The 16,976-nt window shown below is 72.7% G+C and carries 15 protein-coding genes; 10 read left to right on the top strand and 5 right to left on the bottom strand.

Going from position 1 to position 16,976, the window contains the following annotated elements; genetic code table 11:
• The first annotated feature begins 19 nt into the window (after positions 1-19).
• From AB0873_RS17510 to AB0873_RS17465, 10 genes are all read left to right on the top strand, one after another.
• Positions 20-1,606, top strand: coding sequence for a TIGR03773 family transporter-associated surface protein (locus AB0873_RS17510; RefSeq protein ID WP_366600752.1), 1,587 nt, complete (start codon positions 20-22; stop codon positions 1,604-1,606).
• Positions 1,603-3,198, top strand: coding sequence for an anchored repeat ABC transporter, substrate-binding protein (locus AB0873_RS17505; protein WP_366600751.1), 1,596 nt, complete (start codon positions 1,603-1,605; stop codon positions 3,196-3,198). Before AB0873_RS17510 ends, AB0873_RS17505 begins: the two co-directional genes overlap by 4 nt.
• The gene (locus tag AB0873_RS17500; RefSeq protein ID WP_366600750.1) at positions 3,198-4,190 is read left to right on the top strand and encodes a choice-of-anchor M domain-containing protein; all 993 of its coding nucleotides are present in this window, start codon (positions 3,198-3,200) and stop codon (positions 4,188-4,190) included. Before AB0873_RS17505 ends, AB0873_RS17500 begins: the two co-directional genes overlap by 1 nt.
• Positions 4,187-4,930: an anchored repeat-type ABC transporter ATP-binding subunit gene (locus tag AB0873_RS17495; RefSeq protein ID WP_366600749.1), complete on the top strand. Its 744-nt coding sequence runs from the start codon at positions 4,187-4,189 to the stop codon at positions 4,928-4,930. The genes AB0873_RS17500 and AB0873_RS17495 overlap by 4 nt, the downstream gene beginning before the upstream one ends.
• The gene (locus AB0873_RS17490) at positions 4,930-5,805 is read left to right on the top strand and encodes an anchored repeat-type ABC transporter permease subunit (protein WP_366600748.1); all 876 of its coding nucleotides are present in this window, start codon (positions 4,930-4,932) and stop codon (positions 5,803-5,805) included. Before AB0873_RS17495 ends, AB0873_RS17490 begins: the two co-directional genes overlap by 1 nt.
• A 62-nt stretch (positions 5,806-5,867) precedes the next feature.
• The gene (locus AB0873_RS17485; protein ID WP_366600747.1) at positions 5,868-6,515 is read left to right on the top strand and encodes a choice-of-anchor M domain-containing protein; all 648 of its coding nucleotides are present in this window, start codon (positions 5,868-5,870) and stop codon (positions 6,513-6,515) included.
• Entirely contained in the window at positions 6,512-7,165 is a 654-nt protein-coding gene (locus tag AB0873_RS17480; RefSeq protein WP_366600746.1) for a choice-of-anchor M domain-containing protein, read from the top strand. The genes AB0873_RS17485 and AB0873_RS17480 overlap by 4 nt, the downstream gene beginning before the upstream one ends.
• 214 nt (positions 7,166-7,379) lie before the next feature.
• Positions 7,380-7,772, top strand: a complete 393-nt coding sequence (locus AB0873_RS17475) for an SCO5389 family protein (RefSeq protein ID WP_366600745.1) — start codon at positions 7,380-7,382, stop codon at positions 7,770-7,772.
• The gene (locus AB0873_RS17470) at positions 7,762-8,853 is read left to right on the top strand and encodes an LLM class flavin-dependent oxidoreductase (protein ID WP_366600744.1); all 1,092 of its coding nucleotides are present in this window, start codon (positions 7,762-7,764) and stop codon (positions 8,851-8,853) included. The genes AB0873_RS17475 and AB0873_RS17470 overlap by 11 nt, the downstream gene beginning before the upstream one ends.
• A gap of 127 nt (positions 8,854-8,980) precedes the next feature.
• Positions 8,981-9,958 (top strand): ATP-binding protein, encoded by a 978-nt coding sequence (locus AB0873_RS17465; protein ID WP_366600743.1) that lies wholly within the window; start codon positions 8,981-8,983, stop codon positions 9,956-9,958.
• A 56-nt stretch (positions 9,959-10,014) separates the two neighbouring features.
• Here AB0873_RS17465 and AB0873_RS17460 read toward each other — a convergent pair whose 3' ends face one another.
• The 5 genes from AB0873_RS17460 to AB0873_RS17440 form a co-directional block, all read right to left on the bottom strand.
• Positions 10,015-10,674: a DUF1775 domain-containing protein gene (locus AB0873_RS17460; protein ID WP_366600742.1), complete on the bottom strand. Its 660-nt coding sequence runs from the start codon at positions 10,672-10,674 to the stop codon at positions 10,015-10,017.
• The gene (locus AB0873_RS17455) at positions 10,671-12,359 is read right to left on the bottom strand and encodes a copper resistance protein CopC (RefSeq protein WP_366600741.1); all 1,689 of its coding nucleotides are present in this window, start codon (positions 12,357-12,359) and stop codon (positions 10,671-10,673) included. The genes AB0873_RS17460 and AB0873_RS17455 overlap by 4 nt, the downstream gene beginning before the upstream one ends.
• Before the next feature lies 1 nt (position 12,360).
• The gene (locus AB0873_RS17450; RefSeq protein WP_366600740.1) at positions 12,361-13,104 is read right to left on the bottom strand and encodes a YcnI family protein; all 744 of its coding nucleotides are present in this window, start codon (positions 13,102-13,104) and stop codon (positions 12,361-12,363) included.
• A gap of 195 nt (positions 13,105-13,299) precedes the next feature.
• A complete protein-coding gene (locus AB0873_RS17445) occupies positions 13,300-14,763 on the bottom strand; it encodes a PepSY domain-containing protein (RefSeq protein WP_366600739.1) in 1,464 nt (487 codons plus the stop codon).
• 131 nt (positions 14,764-14,894) lie between these two features.
• On the bottom strand, positions 14,895-16,862 hold the full coding sequence (locus AB0873_RS17440; RefSeq protein ID WP_366600812.1) for a cytochrome c oxidase assembly protein: 1,968 nt from the start codon (positions 16,860-16,862) through the stop codon (positions 14,895-14,897).
• Between the last annotated feature and the right edge of the window lie 114 nt (positions 16,863-16,976).

Genomic DNA, 16,976 nt, shown 5'->3' with positions numbered 1-16,976 from the left:
TACGCCTGGGGAGCGACCAATGAGGATGAGAAGCATGCGCGCCGGCGCCGCGAGCCTTGCCGCCGTCGTGCTGGCACTGGCCCCCGCGGCAACGCCGGCCGCCGCGGAACCGGCCGCCGTCGCCTCGGCCGGCGCCGACCTGGTCTCCGTCGCGCTCGACGGTGACACGATGTCGCTGCGCTTCCGGGACGCCGCACAGGCGGCCGGCGGTGCGGCCGGGCGCGACCCGGGCGAGGTGGTGCTCGGCCCGGACGGCGGCCTCGCCGGTCGGGTCCCGACCGGCCAGGCCTTGGCCTTCCTCGGGAAGCCGGGCCACGGCGTGTGGGCACTCTCCGCCGGTGACACCGGGTTCCCGGCCCTGGACACCACCGGGGTACGCCCCGGCGTCGTCGCCGACGACCGGGTGACCCTGACGCTGGGCTCGGTCGAGGGGCCGGGGACGTTCACCGCGTATACCCTGTCCGGTCTCGGCGCGGCGACCCCGCTGTTCGGCAGCGGTGCCGGCGTACGGCGGTCGACGCAGCTGCCGGCGGGCACGCGTACCGGTGGCGTGGTCTGGGCCTTCGACGCGGCCGGCGAGTACCGGCTCACCCTGACCGGCTCGGCCGCCCTGCGCTCGGGTGAGACGGTGCGCGCCGAGGCGACGTACCGGGTCCGCGTTCCGGCGATCCGGCCTGCGGAGCCGGCGTTGCCCGCTCCGCAGGCGCAGGCGGCGCGACCGCGCGCCGAGGCACTCGCCGCACCGGCTGCCGCGCCGGAGCCCGCTGCCGCGCCGAAGCCCGCTGCCGCGCCGAAGCCCGCTGCCGCGCCGAAGCCCGCTGCCGCGCCGGAGGTGGCGAAAGTCGCTGCCGGTGCTCGTCAGGTGATCAGTGACGGGCACATCGACATGGGCCCGAACCTGTCCGGGGACAGCTGGACGATTCGGATCAAGGACGACCGGACCAGCCCTCCGGTCTGGCGGGAGACCGCCGACGTGGTCCTGCACGCCAAGGACAAGGCGAAGATCACGGTGCCCGCCGGGGCGGACTTCCTCGGCAAGCCGGGCGACACCGTGTGGGTGCTGCCGCAGACCCAGCAGGCGGGTCTTGTCTGGCCGGGCTGGAACACCCAGCACGCGTCCGTCGTGTCGGGCGTCAAGGGCAGCGTCACGTGGACGCTGAAGGGGGTCAACGGGCCTGGCCGGTTCGCCCTCTTCCTGACCGGCTCGTTCGGCAAGGCCGACGTGCTGTTCGACTCCGCCAAGCCGTTCCCGCAGAAGCTGGACATCCCGCTCAACACCCACACGCACGGCAACTGGGCGTTCAGCAAGCCCGGTCTGTACCGCCTCGCGGTGCAGATGAGCGGCACCACCACCGCCGGCAAGGCGGTCACCGACACGAAGACGCTCACCATCGCCGTCGGCGACAGCACGGATCCGAACGCCGGCTTCGGCCCCGGCGGCGGTGCCGGCGACGGCGACGGCGGCGACGGGCGCCGGGACGGGCCGCTGCCGCGCACCGGCGCCGGCTGGGTGCTGACGGCGGCAGCGCTCGGCGTCGTCCTGGTAGCGGTCGGTGCCCTGCTGTTGCTGCTGGCCCGCCGCCGCGCCGCCCTCCGGACCGGGTGACGGCGGTGCCGAGGACGGCTATCCACCGGGTCGGCCCGCGGCGGCTGGTCGTGCTGCCGCTGCTGGCCGCGTTGCTCGCCGGCGGCTGCCGGTCGGAGGTGACGTTGAGTTCGCACGACGAGCGGGTCCAGGTCCTGACGACCACCGGGATCCTGCGGGATCTGGCCCGCAACGTGGGCGGCGACCGGGTGACCGTCACTTCGATGGTGCCGGACGGAGCCGATCCGCACAGCTACGAGCCGTCGCTGCGGGACATCCGCGACGTCGTCTACGCCGACGTGGCGTTCAGCAACTACCTGCTCCTCGAGGAGCAGGCCGTCATCAAGGCGCTGGACGCCAACCTGCGTGACGGCGTACCGAACATCTCGCTGGCCGAGGGGGCGGTGAAGTACGCGGCGGAGATCATCCCGCTGGTCGAGGACGTGTCGCTGGACACGATCTGGCTGGGCATGCGGGTGCGCGGCACCGGTGCGGCGCAGGGCGCGGACCGGTCCTCGGAGGTGTTCCTCAGCGCGACTGGCGCGGACGGGCCGGGTCGGATGTTCGCGTACCTGACCGAGTCGTTCGGCAACCCGTCGTTCTACGTCGACTCCGGCGACGGGTTCGACCCCGCCAACGGCTACCGGGACGACACCGCGACGCTCCCGCCGGACGCGCACACCCACATGAGCTGGGCGTTCACCGAGCCGGGAATCTACCGGCTGACCATGCGGGCGCGGCTGGCCGTCGACCCGCAGACGGCGCCCGTACCGATGGGCGAGCAGGTCTTCACCTTCGCCGTCGGGGTCGACCCGCACTCGGTGCCGGGGATGTCGGAGGTGCTGACCGGCGGGCACGCCGACGTCACCGTCGACCTCGACCAGCGGCGGCTCTACCTGCTCGCCGACCCGGAGGGTGGCGGCGAGGCGACCCAACGGGTGTACGACCCGGCGCGCACCGTCATCGAGGTGCCGAACAGGGCGCTGCTGGAGGTGCCCGGCGACCGGCGGTTCCGGTTCCTCGGCCGGCCCGGCACCCAGGTCTACCAGCTGCCGCAGGCCGTCCTCGGCAAGCACGTGCACGGCGAGATCGACCCACATCTGTGGCAGAACGTCCACAACGCCATCTCCTACGTGCAGCTGATCCGGGACACCCTGATCGGGGTGGACCCCGAGGGCGCCGCCGAATACCGGGCGAACGCCTTGGCCTACATCCGGCAGCTGGAAGAGCTCGACAGGTACGTCCGGGACACCATCGCGCAGATCCCACCCTCGCGGCGCCACCTCGTCACCACACACGACGCGTTCGGCTACCTGGGCCAGGCGTACGGGGTGCAGATCTCCGGCTTCGTCACCCCCAACCCGGCCGCCGAGCCGAGTCTCGCCGACCGCCGCCGGCTCACCGAGACGATCCGCAACCTGCGGATTCCCGCCGTGTTCCTGGAGCCGAACCTGGCGGCCCGGTCCGCCACGCTGACCGAGGTGGCCCGGGAAGAGGACCTTCGGGTGTGCCCGATCTACGGCGACGCGTTCGACCGCGACGTCACCACCTACGCGGAGATGATGCGGTTCAACGCCGAATCGCTGCGCGACTGCCTGACCACGGAGAAGTGATGGAGGAACCAGTGACGGCAGGACGGGTGCACCGCCGCAGCCGCGCGACCACAGTCATCCTGCGAGGCGCCCTCGCGACGTTGCTCGTGCTGGCGACGGCACAGGCCCCGGCGCGGGCGGCGGAGCCGACGCCGAATCTCAGCCAGTCGATCGCGGCCGACCAGCCCCTCGCCACCGGACGGACGACGCTCACCACCGGGCACGTCGACATCGGTCCCCGATACGTCGACGACCGGTGGACGCTGCTGATCCACGACGGTACGCAGGCGCAACCGGTGTGGCGTGATCCCGACGACACGCTGCTGCGGGTGTCCGACGCCGCGCTGCAGACCGTTCCGGACGACCCGGCGTACGCCTTCCTCGGCATCGAGGCCGGCAAGCGGGTGTACGTGGTGCCGCAGGTCCAGGACCAGGATGTCGTCTGGCTGGGCTGGAACACCCAGGATCCCCGGGTGATGCGGACCATCGACCGGGGCGTCACCCTGACCCTGCTCGGGGTGCGTGGTCCGGGGACGCTCACGACCTACCTCCAGTCGGGCAACTTCTCCGCACCGCAGCCGCTGTGGCGGTCGGCCGAGTCGAAGGCCCAGCCCTTCTGGGTCGAGGTCAACACCCACACCCACGCGAACTGGGTCTTCTCCGCACCGGGTGTCTACCTCGTCGCGGTGCGGGTGTCGGCCGACCTGGTCAACGGGGAGAAGGTGTCGGCGACCCGTACGCTGCGCTTCGCGGTGGGGGACGCCACCAGCGCCGACGAGGCCTTCGCCGCGACGGCGGACATCCCCGTACCGGCTGGCCAGGAGCCGCCCGGCGAGGCTCCGGCCGGAGCCGACGATCGGGCCGACGGTTCCCGGACGCTGCTGATCACGGCGCTGGCCGGGACGGCCGTCGTGCTCGCTCTCGGCCTGGTCGTCCTCCTGCTGCGTGGACGCGGCGCCAGACGGCGGGCCGAGCAGGAACGCGTCATCGCGTCGTCCGGGGGCCAGCGGTGAGAGCACTGGAGATCGACGGGCTGGACGTGGATCTCGGTGGCCGGCCGGTCCTGCGGGACGTACGGCTGCACCTCGATCGCGGCGAGCTGGTCGGGCTGCTGGGCCCGAACGGCGCCGGCAAGACCACCCTGCTGCGCGCCATCCTGGCGCTGATCCGCAGCCGCGGCGGCCGGGTGCTGGTGGAGGGCGGGCCGACGCGGCCCGGACGGTCCGGGATCGGCTACGTCCCCCAGCGTCACGAGTTCAGCTGGGACTTCCCGATCTCCGTCGAGCAGGCCGTGATGTCCGGCCGCACCGGCCGGATGGGCCTGCTCCGCCGCCCGGGCGTGGCCGACTGGCGGGCGGTCGGCGGCGCGCTGGACCGGGTACAGCTGACCGGACTGCGCCGCCGGCCGGTCGGCGAGCTGTCCGGTGGCCAACGCCAACGCGTCCTGGTCGCGCGGGCACTCGCGCTCGCGCCGAGCATCCTGCTGCTCGACGAGCCGTTCACCGGGCTCGACATGCCCACCCAGGAACTGCTGGGCGACCTGTTCACCAGCCTGGCCCAGGAGGACCGCGCGGTGCTGATGACCACCCACGACCTGGTAGCCGCGGTGGACTCCTGCACCCGCCTGGTCCTGCTCAACGGCCGGATCATCGCCGACGGCCGCCCGGCGGACCTGCAGGACGCCGACCTGTGGACGCAGACCTTCGGCGTCAGCGCGACGTCTGCGCTGCTGAAGCTCGTGAGGGCGGCCTGATGTCGATCACCGAGTTCCTCACCGACCTGCTCAACCCCGACCTCGCGTTCCTGCCCAAGGCGCTGGCGATCGCGGTCATGTCCAGCATCGTCTGCGGCGTCGTCGGCTGCTACGTCGTCCTCCGGGGGATGGCCTTCATCGGAGACGCCGTGGCCCACGCGGTCTTCCCGGGCATCGCGGTCGCCTTCGTCCTGCAGGGCAGCCTGGTCCTCGGCGGTGCCGTCGCCGGTATCGCCACCGCGCTGCTGATCGCGATCTTCTCGCAGAACCGGCGCGTCAAGGAGGACTCGCTGATTGGTGTCTTCCTGGTCGCCGCGTTCGCTCTCGGCATCGTGATCATCTCGCAGGCGCCCGGCTACGCCGGTTCGCTGCAGCAGTTCCTGTTCGGCTCGATCACCGGGATCCCGGACCGGGACCTCTACGTCGTCGGCGGCACCGGCCTGGTCATCCTCGGCTTGGTGCTGGCCTTGCACAAGGAGTTCGTCGCGGTCTGCCTCGACCGCGAGATGTCCCGTGCGATGGGGCTGCCGGTCTTCTGGCTCGACATCGCGCTCTACGTCCTGGTCACCCTCGCCGTGGTGATCTCGTTGCAGACCATCGGCAACATCCTCGTCCTGGCCCTGCTGATCACCCCCGCCGCGGCGGCCCGCCTGCTCACCGACCGGCTCGGCGTGATGATGCTGCTCGCCCCGGTGATCGGCGGCACGTCGGCGCTCGTCGGGCTGTACCTGTCCTGGAGCTACGACACCCCGGTCGGCGGCACCATCGTCCTGGTCGCCACCGCCGCCTTCCTCGCCGCCTGGCTGATCGCGCCCCGACACGGCGTGCTGACCCGGCGGTGGAAGCGTCCGGTCGAGCAGCCTTCCCCAAGCTAAGCAAAACGACTATCGTTCTCGATAACGTGGTCCATTGGGGACCGCGCGGAAGGAGTTCCTTCGTGCGTAAGCCCATCCGCCTGCTGCTCGCCTCCGGGGCGGTGACCGCGGCGCTGCTCGCGGCAGCGCCGCCGGCGCAGGCCGCCGTGGTGACCTTCAACTCCGGGCACCTCGACCTGGTCGACATCGCGTACGAGGCCGGCGAGCTGGAGCTCGGCGTCCACGACGAGGACAACGACGTCGAGTACGCCGCCGACGACGTCAAGATCGTCGTCAAGCGGCAGGCCAAGGTCACCGTCCCGAACGACCCCGCCTTCGGCTTCCTCGGCACCCCCGGGGTGTCGAAGGTGTGGATCCTGCCCGAGATCCAGAACACCAACCTCGTCTGGCCCGGCATCGCCGCCGAGGAGGTCGAACCGGGCACCTTCACCGCCGACGCCCTCACCCTCAACCTGCAGTCGGTCAGCGGGCTCGGGCAGCTCGCCATCTACACCGAGAACGCCGTCGGGCAGCCCACCATCCTCGCCGACAGCGGCGACGGCCTGCCCGACACCATCGCCCTGACCGCCGGCGACCACCTGCACGCCAACTGGGCCTTCGACCGCGCCGGCACCTACTGCATCACCTTCCGGGCCACCGGCACCCTCGCCGCCACCGGCGAGCAGGTCACCAGCGAACCGGCCACCCTGCGCGTCGTGGTCAGGGCGTGAGCACCATGCGTACCCGCAGTCGTTTCCTCGCCGGCCTCGCCCTGACCGCCGCGCTGCTCGCCGGCACCGCCACCCCCGCCACCGCGGCGCCGATCGTGCTCTCCAGCGGCCACGTCGACGTCATCGACGTCGACTACGCCGGCGGCGCACTGACCGTCAACCTGCTCGACGACACCGTCAGTCCGTCGGTCGAGCGCAACCCCGCCGACGTCGTCCTGCGCGTTCCCAACACCGCCAAGCTCACCGTGCCCGGCGGCAGCGCCTGGTCGTTCCTCGGCACCGGCGGCCAGGCCTGGGTGCTGCCCCAGGCCAGCACCGCCGGACTGCTCTGGGCCGGCTGGAACACCACCGAGGTGCCCAGTGGTGTGCTCCAGAACAACCGGGTCACCTTCAAACTGACCAACGTCACCGGGCCGGCCGGATTCAGCGTCTACACCGTCTCCGGCGGCACCCCGACGGTGCTGTTCGACAGCGGCAACGGCCTGCCCGACAGCCTCAACGTCAACCGCAACACCCACGCCCACGTCAACTGGGGCTTCGACGCCGCCGGCACCTACACCGTCACCTTCGAAGTCACCGCCAAGCTCGCCTCCACCGGCGCCACCATCAGCTCCGGCGCCAAGACCTGGACCTTCGACGTCCTTCCCTGACCACCACCGTCACAAGCAGCCGAACACAGACGTCCGCCGAGGTAGGGGGTACCGGCAAGCGGCGGACTCCGGCCGGCGCGAGCCCACCGTCCACCCGGGCCTCGCGCCGGCCGGCCCCCATGGCGTCAGCGGCCATTGACGCCACGCACGGTGCGTGGTGTGCTCGTGACGCGACGCTAACGACAATTGTGATCGTTATCGTGTGAGGAGGAGCATGTCTCTCACCGTGCCACCCAACCTGTTGCAGGCCGCCGAATCGGGGCCCGTCGCCGACGAGGAGTTCGTGGCCTGTGTCCGCGACTCACTGCCGTACGCCTGGCAGACCGTCAGTCGGGTAGTGGCGGAGCTGGAGTCGTCCGACGGCGAGTTCGCCGACAACGTCATCCCGCCGCCGAGCGAGGCCGAGCGGGGCCAACTCCTGCGCGCCCTGGCCAGCGACGCCATCCGGTCCAGTCTCGAGCGCCACTTCGGCGTCAAACTGGCCTTCCAGAACTGCCACCGCATTGCGGCGTTCCGCCTGGCCGCCGTCGACTCGGACACCTACCGCCGCTTCGTCTCCACCCGCGGCCAGTTGCTCAACCAGTCACCCGAGCTGCGTGACTGCTGACCCGATTGCCGCCCGGCGAGCAGGCAGGGACGTCGAGGTCCACCTGTTCCTGCTCGCCGGGCACCGCCCGGGCGGCACTCACGCCACGGCTCTGGCCGACGCCCATCAGTACGGCCGTGCCGCCGAGGCCGTCGGATACGCCGGGGTCTGGATCGCCGAACACCACTTCATCTCCTACGGCGTGTGTCCCTCGGCGACCACCTTCGCCGCGCACCTGCTCGGCTCCACCGCACGCATCGCCGTCGGCACCGCGGCCTGCATCCTGTCGAACCGTCACCCGGTCGCTCTCGGTGAGGAGGCGGTGCTGCTCGACGAGTTGTCCGGCGGCCGGTTCCGGCTCGGGGTCGGCCGGGGCGGCCCGTGGGTCGACCTGGAGGTGTTCGGCACCGGCCTGGACCGCTTCCACACCGGCTTTCACGACGCACTTGAACTGCTGGACCGGTGGCTGTCCGGCGTGGCGACCGTGGCCGGCAACGACCGATTCCCCTTCCGGCCGGTGCCGGTCGTGCCGCGTCCCGCGCGGCGGATACCGGTATGGGTCGCGGCGACGTCACCGCAGACGGTGGACCTCGCCGCGCGGCACGGCATGCCGCTGCTGCTCGGGCTGCACGCCGACCTCGCCGAGAAAGCGCACCTGCTCGACCGTTACGCCGGGGTGGCGGCCGCGCACGGCCACGACCGGCACCCCGTCGGCCACGCCAGCGCCCACCTGGCACACGTCGGGGACAGCGACGCGCAGGCCGCCGACGATGTCCGCGCCGGGCTCCCGGCGCTGCTCGCCGGCACCCGTGAGTACGTCCGCCTCGACGGCACCCCCGCGAGCCACCGGGATCTGGACGCCTACGTGGAACGCCTCGTCACCATCCACCCGGTCGGCTCGCCCGGCCGCTGCGGGGAGATGCTGGACCAGGCCGCCACCCTGCCCGGCGTGCGGCACCTGCTGCTCATGGTGGAGGGCGCCGGCGGACGCGACCGTACGCTCGACACGATCCACCGCATCGCGGTCGACGTGCTGGGCCTGTCGGCCGAGGCGCCCCCGCTGCGAGCGGGACAACGCGCCGACGCCGACCGGCACCTCTGACCGCTCACCACGGACGGTCGCCTGCCGATCGGTGGACACATTGGCGGGTCGCCGTCCGGACCACCATGCGACCGGTTACAGTGCCTTACATGCAAACGATTACCGTTAGCGTTGCGGGGGTCGTGCGATGAAGGTCGCGTTCGTCGGCAAGGGCGGCAGCGGGAAGACCACCCTGGCCGCGCTGTTCGCCCGCCACCTCGCGGCGCAGGGTCGGCCGGTGCTGGCCATCGACGCCGACATCAACCAACACCTCGCAGTGGCCCTCGGCGGACCGGAGGGCGCCACCGCGACGATGACCCCGCTCGGCGAACACCTGCCCGTGATCAAGGAACACCTCCGTGGCGACAATCCCCGCATCGGCTCCGCCGATGAGATGGTGAAGACCACCCCGCCAGGCACCGGCTCGCGCCTGCTGAGCGTGGTCGAAGACAACCCGATCTACGAGTCGTGCGTCCGGCCGGTAGGTGGGGTGCGGCTCGCGGTGACCGGTGAGTTCACCGCCGAGGACCTCGGCGTCGCCTGCTACCACTCCAAGGTCGGCGCGGTCGAACTGCTGCTCAACCACATGGTCGACGGGCCCGGCGAGTACGTGGTGGTGGACATGACCGCCGGCGCCGACTCGTTCGCCTCAGGGCTGTTCACCCGCTTCGACCGCACCTTCCTGGTCTGCGAGCCGACGGTACGCAGCGTCAGCGTCTACCGCCAGTACGCCGGCTACGCCCGCGACTACGGAGTAGCGCTGACCGTCGTCGGCAACAAGGTCGAGGACGCGTCGGATGTCGAGTTCCTCCGCGAGCACGTCGGCCAGGACCTCCTCACCTGGGTGAGCCGCTCGGCGTACGTGCGCCGGGCCGAACGCGGCACGGTGGGGCCGCTGGACGAGCTGGAAGCCGCCAACCGGGCCGTGCTGGGACAGCTGACCGAGGCCGTCGACCGCAGCGTCCAGGACTGGACCGCCTTCACCCGGTGGGCCCACGAGTTCCACCGGCGCAACGCGGCAGCCTGGGCCAACGAACGCGCGGGCATGGATCTCAGCACGCAGATCGACGTCGACTTCCGCATGGGGCCGCAAGCCCGCAACGTGCCGACCGCGATCACGGCATGACGGCGGTGGGACACCTGGTGGCTTCGGCGCGGTGTCCGGCTGCTGTCGCTGTGGTGTCAGAGCACCGAGCTGTCGCGTGTGTGCGTGGGTGAGGATGCCGGGTGCCGGCGAGGACGGGCGAGGGCGGTCGCCGTCGCGGCGGCGACGACGAACAGGGCCAGTGCGCCGAGTGCCTGTGGCAGGGTGGCGGCACCGCCGGTGCCCGGTGCCGGGGCGGTAGCGGCCCGCGTGGCCGTGGGGGTCGGGGCCAGGATCGCACCGGTCGCGATCAGGCTGGGCGCGGGGTGTTCGTCGCCGGGTTGCGGGTCGGTCCATTCGTACGCCGCACCGTTGGCGCAGCGCTGCACAGTGGGGAAGCGCAGTGGCTGTCCGATCGTGCCGGTCAGGCGGGTGGTGAGGGAGAACGCGGCTTCGGCGCCGGCCTTGAGCCCGGGTCCGGTCCAGGTGACCCGGCTGGGCGCGGTACTCGCCGTCCATCCGGCGGGTTGTTCGGTGCGGCTGGCTGGGGTGGCGCCAGCCGGCAGGGAGACGATCAGTTCGGTGGTGGGTGATTCGCCGCAGCCGTGGTCGAAGGTGAAGGTGAGGGTGGTACTGCCGTCGCCGTTGGGTTGTGCCTTGGCGAGCAGGACGTGCGCGGTGGCGGGCGAGCCGGTGAGCAGGAGGACCGCCGCCGCGGCGGCCAGGGCCGCGACGACGCGGCCGACCGGGCGTTTCATGGAATCTCCACGGGTATGCGGGCGACCGGGTTCTCGTACTTGGAGGTGCGGACGCTGACCTCGACGATCCATTGGCCGGGCAGGGGGAACTCGGCGACGGCCTCGTAGCGCCCGGGTGCGGTGCGGGAGACGGAGCGTTCGAGCGGACCGACGTTCTGGGCGGGCAGGCTGAAGCGCAGTTCCGGCGCGGTGACCGGCTCGACCGGTCGGCGCTCGCCGTCGAGGATGGTCAGTTGCAGCGCGTTGACGCCGGTGGCGCCCGGGGTCAGCACGATGGCGGCGCGGTGGTTGCCGAGCTGCGCGGTGAGCTCCACGGACGCGGGGCGTTCGGGGGGCGCGGACGGGTCGCCGTCCTCGACGGGGCTCCGGGTCACCAGCACGCCGGTGGTGGCGATGACGACGGCGAGCAGCCCGGCTTCGGCTCGTACGGTGCGGCGCAGCGCCGACCACGCCGGGCCCGTGCCGTCCGCGGCGGTGATCCGGGGAACCAGCCGGTAGCGGTTCCAGGCCGCGATCCCCACGATGACGGCGACGCATGCGCCCTTGACGAGCAGGGCGGTGCCGTACGCGGTGCCGAACAGCGCGGACCAGGTCTGGACGATGCGCCAGCCGAGCAGGACACCGGTGATGGTGAGGGCGGCGACCAGCCATGCGGCCGCCCGGGAGAACGCGGTGATGGCGGTCGCCGCCGCCGTTGGTGTCGCCTGGGAGGAGGGCAACAGCAGGAGGGTGAGTCCGATGAGCCCGCCGAGCCAGAGGGCGGCGTTGGCCACGTGCAGCAGGTCGGCGGTGAGAACGAGCACGGCGGGGCCGAACGTACGGGTGTGCCCGGTCAGGGCCAGCGATCCCACGGCGAGCGCGGCGCCGGCCAGGCCGGCCGTTGCCGCGTACCGCCGGGTCTGTGACCGGGTGGTGTGAGCGGCGAAAAGCGCCACGGCCAGGCCCGCGACGGCGAGCAGCGCGGCGAGCGCGGTGTCGGTGCCCAGCGCCGTCCGCCACGTCGACGCTCGGGCCAGTGCGGCAAGGTCGGCACCGTCCTGCCAGGCGACGACGACGGGCAAGGCGACGAGCACCGTGACCGCGGTCACCGGAACCGACCAGCGCAGCAGGGCGTAGATCCGGCGCCGGACCACGGCGGTGCCGGCGGCGGCGGGCAGCAGCAGGAACGCGAAGGCGGCCAGGCCTGCGCCGCCGAGCACGCCGGTGTAGCCGAGCGCTTCGGTGAGCTGCCGGGTCAGCCGCACGCCGCGGCTGGGCTCCGGGACGGTCGCGGCGTCGATCGCGCCGGCGGTGGGGGCCCCGATGGCGAACGTGAAGCCGCCGGCGACCGGGTGACTGTCGGCGGAGATGACCCGCCAGGTGACCACGTAGCTGCCGTCGCTCAAGCCGGGCGGCACGTCGAGCACGACCCGGGTGTCCACGGTGCGCACGGCCGCCGGCTGCTCGGTACCGGTGGCGTCGAGCAGCCGGACGGCTCCGGCGCGGACCTGGACCGGTTCGTTGAAGGTCAGGGTGACCTTGGCCGGTGTGCTCGGCAGCACGGCACCGTCGGCGGGGTCGGTGCCGAGCAGCGTGGCGTGCGCGTGTGCCGGTGCCGCCGGCCCGAGCGCCAGCAGGAGCCCGCAGAGCAGGGCACCGGCGAGGCCCGCCAGCCGGGCTGGCGGGCGTCGGACCGGGATCGGCATGTCAGGCGTCGGTGCCGCGGGACCGGGCGATGGACGGGCGCAGGACGGCGAACCCGCCGAGCAGCAGGCCGAGGATGCCGGCCGCGAGCGCGATCCAGCTCACCGTGCTGGTCCCGCCGCTCTGCTCATCGGCGGCGTCGCTCTCCGCGCCGGCCAGCGCCACATCGGCGGCGGGGCTGGGATCGGCGGCGCCTTCCTTCGCGGCCTCGGTCACTGTGAAACCGGGAGCCGGGTGTTCGAGGTCGTCCGGGTTCTGCCCGTCGGCGGGCACCTGCACCCAGGCCGTCTCGCCCTTCTCGCAGGTCTGCACGGACGGGAAGACCAGCGTCTTGCCCGGCGTGTCCGGCAGCTTCAGCGACAGCTGGAAGGTGTCCCGCAGGTCATCGGGCAGCGGTGCCTTGGCGGTGTAGACGACCTCGGAGACGCGCTGGGTGATCTCGTTGCCGTGGCTGTCCTTGACCGGTGGGTTCAGGTCGGTCATCACCTTCGACACGGTCCAGTTGACGTTGACGGTCGGCGTCACCGAGATGATCTCTTCTGGGATCTTGACGGCGACCTTGGTGGTGCCGGCGCCGTCGCAGCCGTGCGGCACCGAGACCGTGAGGACGGTGTAGGAATTGGCCGCCGTCCCGGTCGGGGTGACGGTGACGTGCGCGGCGGCCGGCGCGGCGGTCAGCAGCACGGCACCGGCGGCCAGCAGGGTGGCAGCGCCGGCCTGGGCCGTACGCCGCAAGGCGGTCCTCATGACGTGGATCCCTTCGACAAGACGGCTCCGCGCGGAGCCGCGGTGGGCGGATGGGGCGGTGTGGCTCAGCAAGTAGTCGGCACCGGGCCGGGAGAAGTTCCCGACGACGTTTCAGCGGGTCGCCGCTGGACCGTCAGCCGTGGCGGCCGCGATCCCTCGGTGGGCGGAGGCCCTCAAGCCGAGGAGCCTGGTGGGTCACCTGCCGGCCGGAGCCGGGGAGACCGGTACGGCGGGGCGGCGTCGGCGGGCGATCGTGCCGAGGATGACGTCGACGATGAGGAAACCGAGCAGGGTGACGCCAAACCAGGGCAACGCCCAGCCGACGGCCACGGTGACCGGCACGCCGGCCAGCAGCACCCACCACCGCAGTCCACGGGCTCCGCCCCGGGCGGGTGGTGCGCCGAGCGGGGCGCGGCGGTCGGCGCGGGTGGGACGGCGCTGCCACCACATCCGGTAGCCCCAGACGATGACGCAGAGCAGGCCCAGGGCGAGCGCGGCGAGCAGGATCTGGTTGAGCGGGCCGAACAGCAGACCCATGTGGGCCTGGATGCCGAGGCTGCTGAGCTGGGCGAGCAGCGGCCAGTCGGCGAAGTCGCTGCGCGCGGTCACCAGACCGGCGGCCGGGTCGACGGCGATCCGGTCCTTCGCGACGGGCCAGGTGTTGTCGACCTGGGTGACCGTCCACGCGGTGCCGGGTTCCCCGGCGGGGCTGATCTCCACCGGTCCGGAGAGGCCGGCGTCGCGCGCGGTGGCCAACACCTTGTCGTAGGTGGCCGGGTTGTCCGCGGCGCCGCTGGTCGGTCCGCCGTGCTGGTGCTCACCGCCGCCGGTGGTCGGGGGCGTTCCGTCGACGGCGGTGGAGACCTCCGGGGTGCCGGCGCGCAGGGCGTCCAGGCCGGTGCCGAAGTTCGCGCCGGCGTACCGGGACCAGGTCAGTCCGGTGGCGGACAGGAACAGCAGGCCGACAGCCAGCCAGACGCCGGTGGTGGCGTGCCAGCCCCGCGTGCGGCGGACTCCCTTGCGGACGGACAGGTCCGGCACGAGCAGGTGTCTCGCCCGGGCACGCGTGGCGCTGCGTTGACGCCACCACAGGATGACACCACCGAGGACGAGGACCCACAGCCAGCTGGCGGCGATCTCCGAGTAGTGCCGGCCGAGGTCGCCCAGGTGCAGGTTGCGGTGCAGGTCGTCCAGCCAGGTGGTGGCCGGGGTGGACCCGAACCAGGTGGTGAGCTGGCCCTTGACCTCGCCGGTGTACGGGTCCACGTACACCGTGTGTTGCTTCTCGCCGAGTTCCTCCAACGAGAACACCACCTGGGTGGTCTTGTCGCCGGTGCCGGGTGACACGGCGGCGAGGGTGCCGTCGGGATGCGCGGTCCGGGCGGCGGTGACCTGCTCGGCGAGGGGCCTTGGCTGGTCGCCGACGGCGGCGACGGTGAGCTGGTTGCCGTAGAGCGCCTGGTCCAGTTGCGGGGTGATCGTGTACGCGAGGCCGGTCACGGCGGCGATCAGCAGGAACGGGGCGACCAGGATGCCGGCGTAGAAATGCAGCCGGGTCAGCATCGCCGCGAACGGCGTGAGCCGGCGTGCGGGTCGTGCGGTGTCCGGCGCGGCGGCGGACTCCGCCGGGCGGTCGCCGGGCAGTTCGGTGACGGACATGGAACTACTCCGATCAGGCTCATAGGTCAGGGGTCTGGTAGCTCGTGCCCATCGAGCCAGGGCTGCCCGGTCTCCGTCTCCCGGTCCAGTAGTCGGGCAGAGGCCCCGGAAAGTTCCCGGCTCCGCTCCGGTCAGCTCGCGTCGAACCGGCGGGGGGAGCGGGCGGCGGCGAGGAAGGCGTTGTAACGGGCGAGGTCGTCGTCCTCGCCGGTGGCTTCGGCGCGGTCGGCGGCGCGGTCGAGGCGGGCCTGCTCGCGCTGGTCGGCGCGGACCCACTGCCGGACCAGCAGGATCATGACGACGGCGGCCGGAATCTCCCCGAACGCCCAGGCGATGCCCGCGCCGAGTTTCTGGTCCGCCAGCAGTGCGGACGCCCATTCGGGGTGGACGGCGAGGTACCAGTCGGGGGCGATGACGGTGGTGGTCTGCATGAGCACCAGGCCGAAGAAGCCGTGCGCCATCATCGCCGCCAGGTGGACGAGCACCAGGATCGGGTGCGGCACCCGGGGGCGGCCCGGGTCGACACCGATGAGCACCCAGAACAGCAGGTACCCGGCGAGCACGAAGTGGCCGAGCATCGCGAGGTGGCCGAGGTGGGAGCGCATGAGCGTGCCGAGCAGGTCGCTGAAGTACAGGCCGAAGAGGCTGCCGGCGTAGATTCCCAGCGCTACGAGGGGGTGGGTGAGCAGCTTCGCGGGCCGGCTGTGCAGCGCGAGCAGCAGCCACTCCCGGGCACCGCGCAGCTGCGGGTCGGCGGGGCGGCGGAGCGCCCGCAGGGCGAGGGTGATCGGGGCGCCGCCGACGAGCAGGATCGGCACCAGCATGGACAGCACCATGTGCTGCACCATGTGCACGCTGAACAGCACGTACGCGTACCGGGCCACGCCGAGGCCGATGATCGCGCCGAGTACGGCCAGGCCGGCGAGCCAGCTCGCGGTCCGGACGACCGGCCAGCGGTGCCCGGCCCGGTGCAGCCGCCGCACCCCGGCCAGGTAGCCGGCGGCGCCCAGGACGACGACGGTCAACACGAACAGGTCGGGCAGCGGCTGGCCCAGCAGGCGCCCGGCGGTGGGTGCAGCGGGCATCGGGAAGCCGAGCACCTCGGTGACCGGGTCCGCCGCCACGGGGTCCTCGGTGACCGGGGTGGGGCTGCGGGAGAGCGCCACCGCCAGCCCGAGGGTTGCCGCGAACACGACGACCTCACCGGCCGCCAGCCGGGCGAACGAACCCCGACGGCCGGCCCGCAGGGCGGGCAGCGCCCGGGCCCGGTGTGCGGCGCCGAGTACGCCCAGCACGGCGAGCGCGGCCAGTTTGCCCAGCACGAGCCAGCCGTACCGGGACCGCCACAGTTCCTCCAGGCCACCGAGGCGGACAGCGGCGTTGACGGTGCCGCTGACCGCGACCGCGACGAAGCAGCCCAGCGCCAGGCGGCTGTAGCGGCCGGCGGCGTCGGCGAGGTGCCGGCCGCGACGGACCATCAGCAGGGCCACCAGGCAGCCGACCCAGAGGGCGGCGGCCATGACGTGCAGGACGAGGCTGGAGACCGCGATCTGATGGTCACCAGCCCCGGCGGCGTGCCCGGTGAACGCCGGTGGCACCACGGCGACCAGCGCCACCAGCGCCCCGGCGGCCGCGAGCCCCCGGGATACGCCCACCCGGGCGAGCACCGCCACGGCCGACGCCAGGCCGGCCTGCAGCAGCAGCGCCTGCCCCTGCGAGATCGAGGTGGCGAAGCTGACCACGGTCGCCGCACCCAGCCGGTCGACCGGCACGCCGAGCAGGTCCGACACGGTCAGCACGACCATGACCAGGGCGGCAGCCGCCCAACCAGCCGCCGCCAGGCCCGCGCGGCGCAGCAGCAGCCACCCGTACGCCGACACGCTCGGCCCGTCGCCGGGCAGCAGGATCGCCGCCGTGACCGCCAGCCCCACCGTCACCGTGCCGAGCCCGTCGGCGAGCAGCCGGACGACCGGCAGCGCCCAGGTCGTCACCGGCCCCGGGTCCGGCAGGCCGGGGATCGCTGCGACCAGCGCGTCGCCGGCCCGCAACCCGGTCAGGAGTACGCCCAAAGCCCCCACCAGCGCCGCGACGGCCAGCAGCGTTGCGTCGGCGGCGGAGCGGTTCGGCTCGGCCGGGCGGCTGGTCCGCTCGACCCGCGACACCGGCGGAAGGTGCCGGGGCGGCTGGGCCGGGGAGGAAACGGTGTCGGGCAC

Origin of the sequence: Micromonospora sp. NPDC047707, assembly GCF_040704235.1 — a bacterium.
Lineage (GTDB): Bacteria > Actinomycetota > Actinomycetes > Mycobacteriales > Micromonosporaceae > Micromonospora.
The sequence above is the reverse complement of the archived record's forward strand: the minus strand, read 5'-3'. Positions and strand labels throughout refer to the sequence as shown.

Bases quoted from the DNA above. Each gene is read 5' to 3' on its own strand.
- AB0873_RS17510 (WP_366600752.1), top strand. From the start codon at position 20: ATGAGGATGAGAAGCATGCGCGCCGGCGCCGCGAGCCTTGCCGCCGTC.
- AB0873_RS17500 (WP_366600750.1), top strand. From the start codon at position 3,198: ATGGAGGAACCAGTGACGGCAGGACGGGTGCACCGCCGCAGCCGCGCG.
- AB0873_RS17490 (WP_366600748.1), top strand. From the start codon at position 4,930: ATGTCGATCACCGAGTTCCTCACCGACCTGCTCAACCCCGACCTCGCG.
- AB0873_RS17475 (WP_366600745.1), top strand. From the start codon at position 7,380: ATGTCTCTCACCGTGCCACCCAACCTGTTGCAGGCCGCCGAATCGGGG.
- AB0873_RS17465 (WP_366600743.1), top strand. From the start codon at position 8,981: ATGAAGGTCGCGTTCGTCGGCAAGGGCGGCAGCGGGAAGACCACCCTG.
- AB0873_RS17460 (WP_366600742.1), bottom strand. From the start codon at position 10,674: ATGAAACGCCCGGTCGGCCGCGTCGTCGCGGCCCTGGCCGCCGCGGCG.
- AB0873_RS17455 (WP_366600741.1), bottom strand. From the start codon at position 12,359: ATGCCGATCCCGGTCCGACGCCCGCCAGCCCGGCTGGCGGGCCTCGCC.
- AB0873_RS17450 (WP_366600740.1), bottom strand. From the start codon at position 13,104: ATGAGGACCGCCTTGCGGCGTACGGCCCAGGCCGGCGCTGCCACCCTG.
- AB0873_RS17445 (WP_366600739.1), bottom strand. From the start codon at position 14,763: ATGTCCGTCACCGAACTGCCCGGCGACCGCCCGGCGGAGTCCGCCGCC.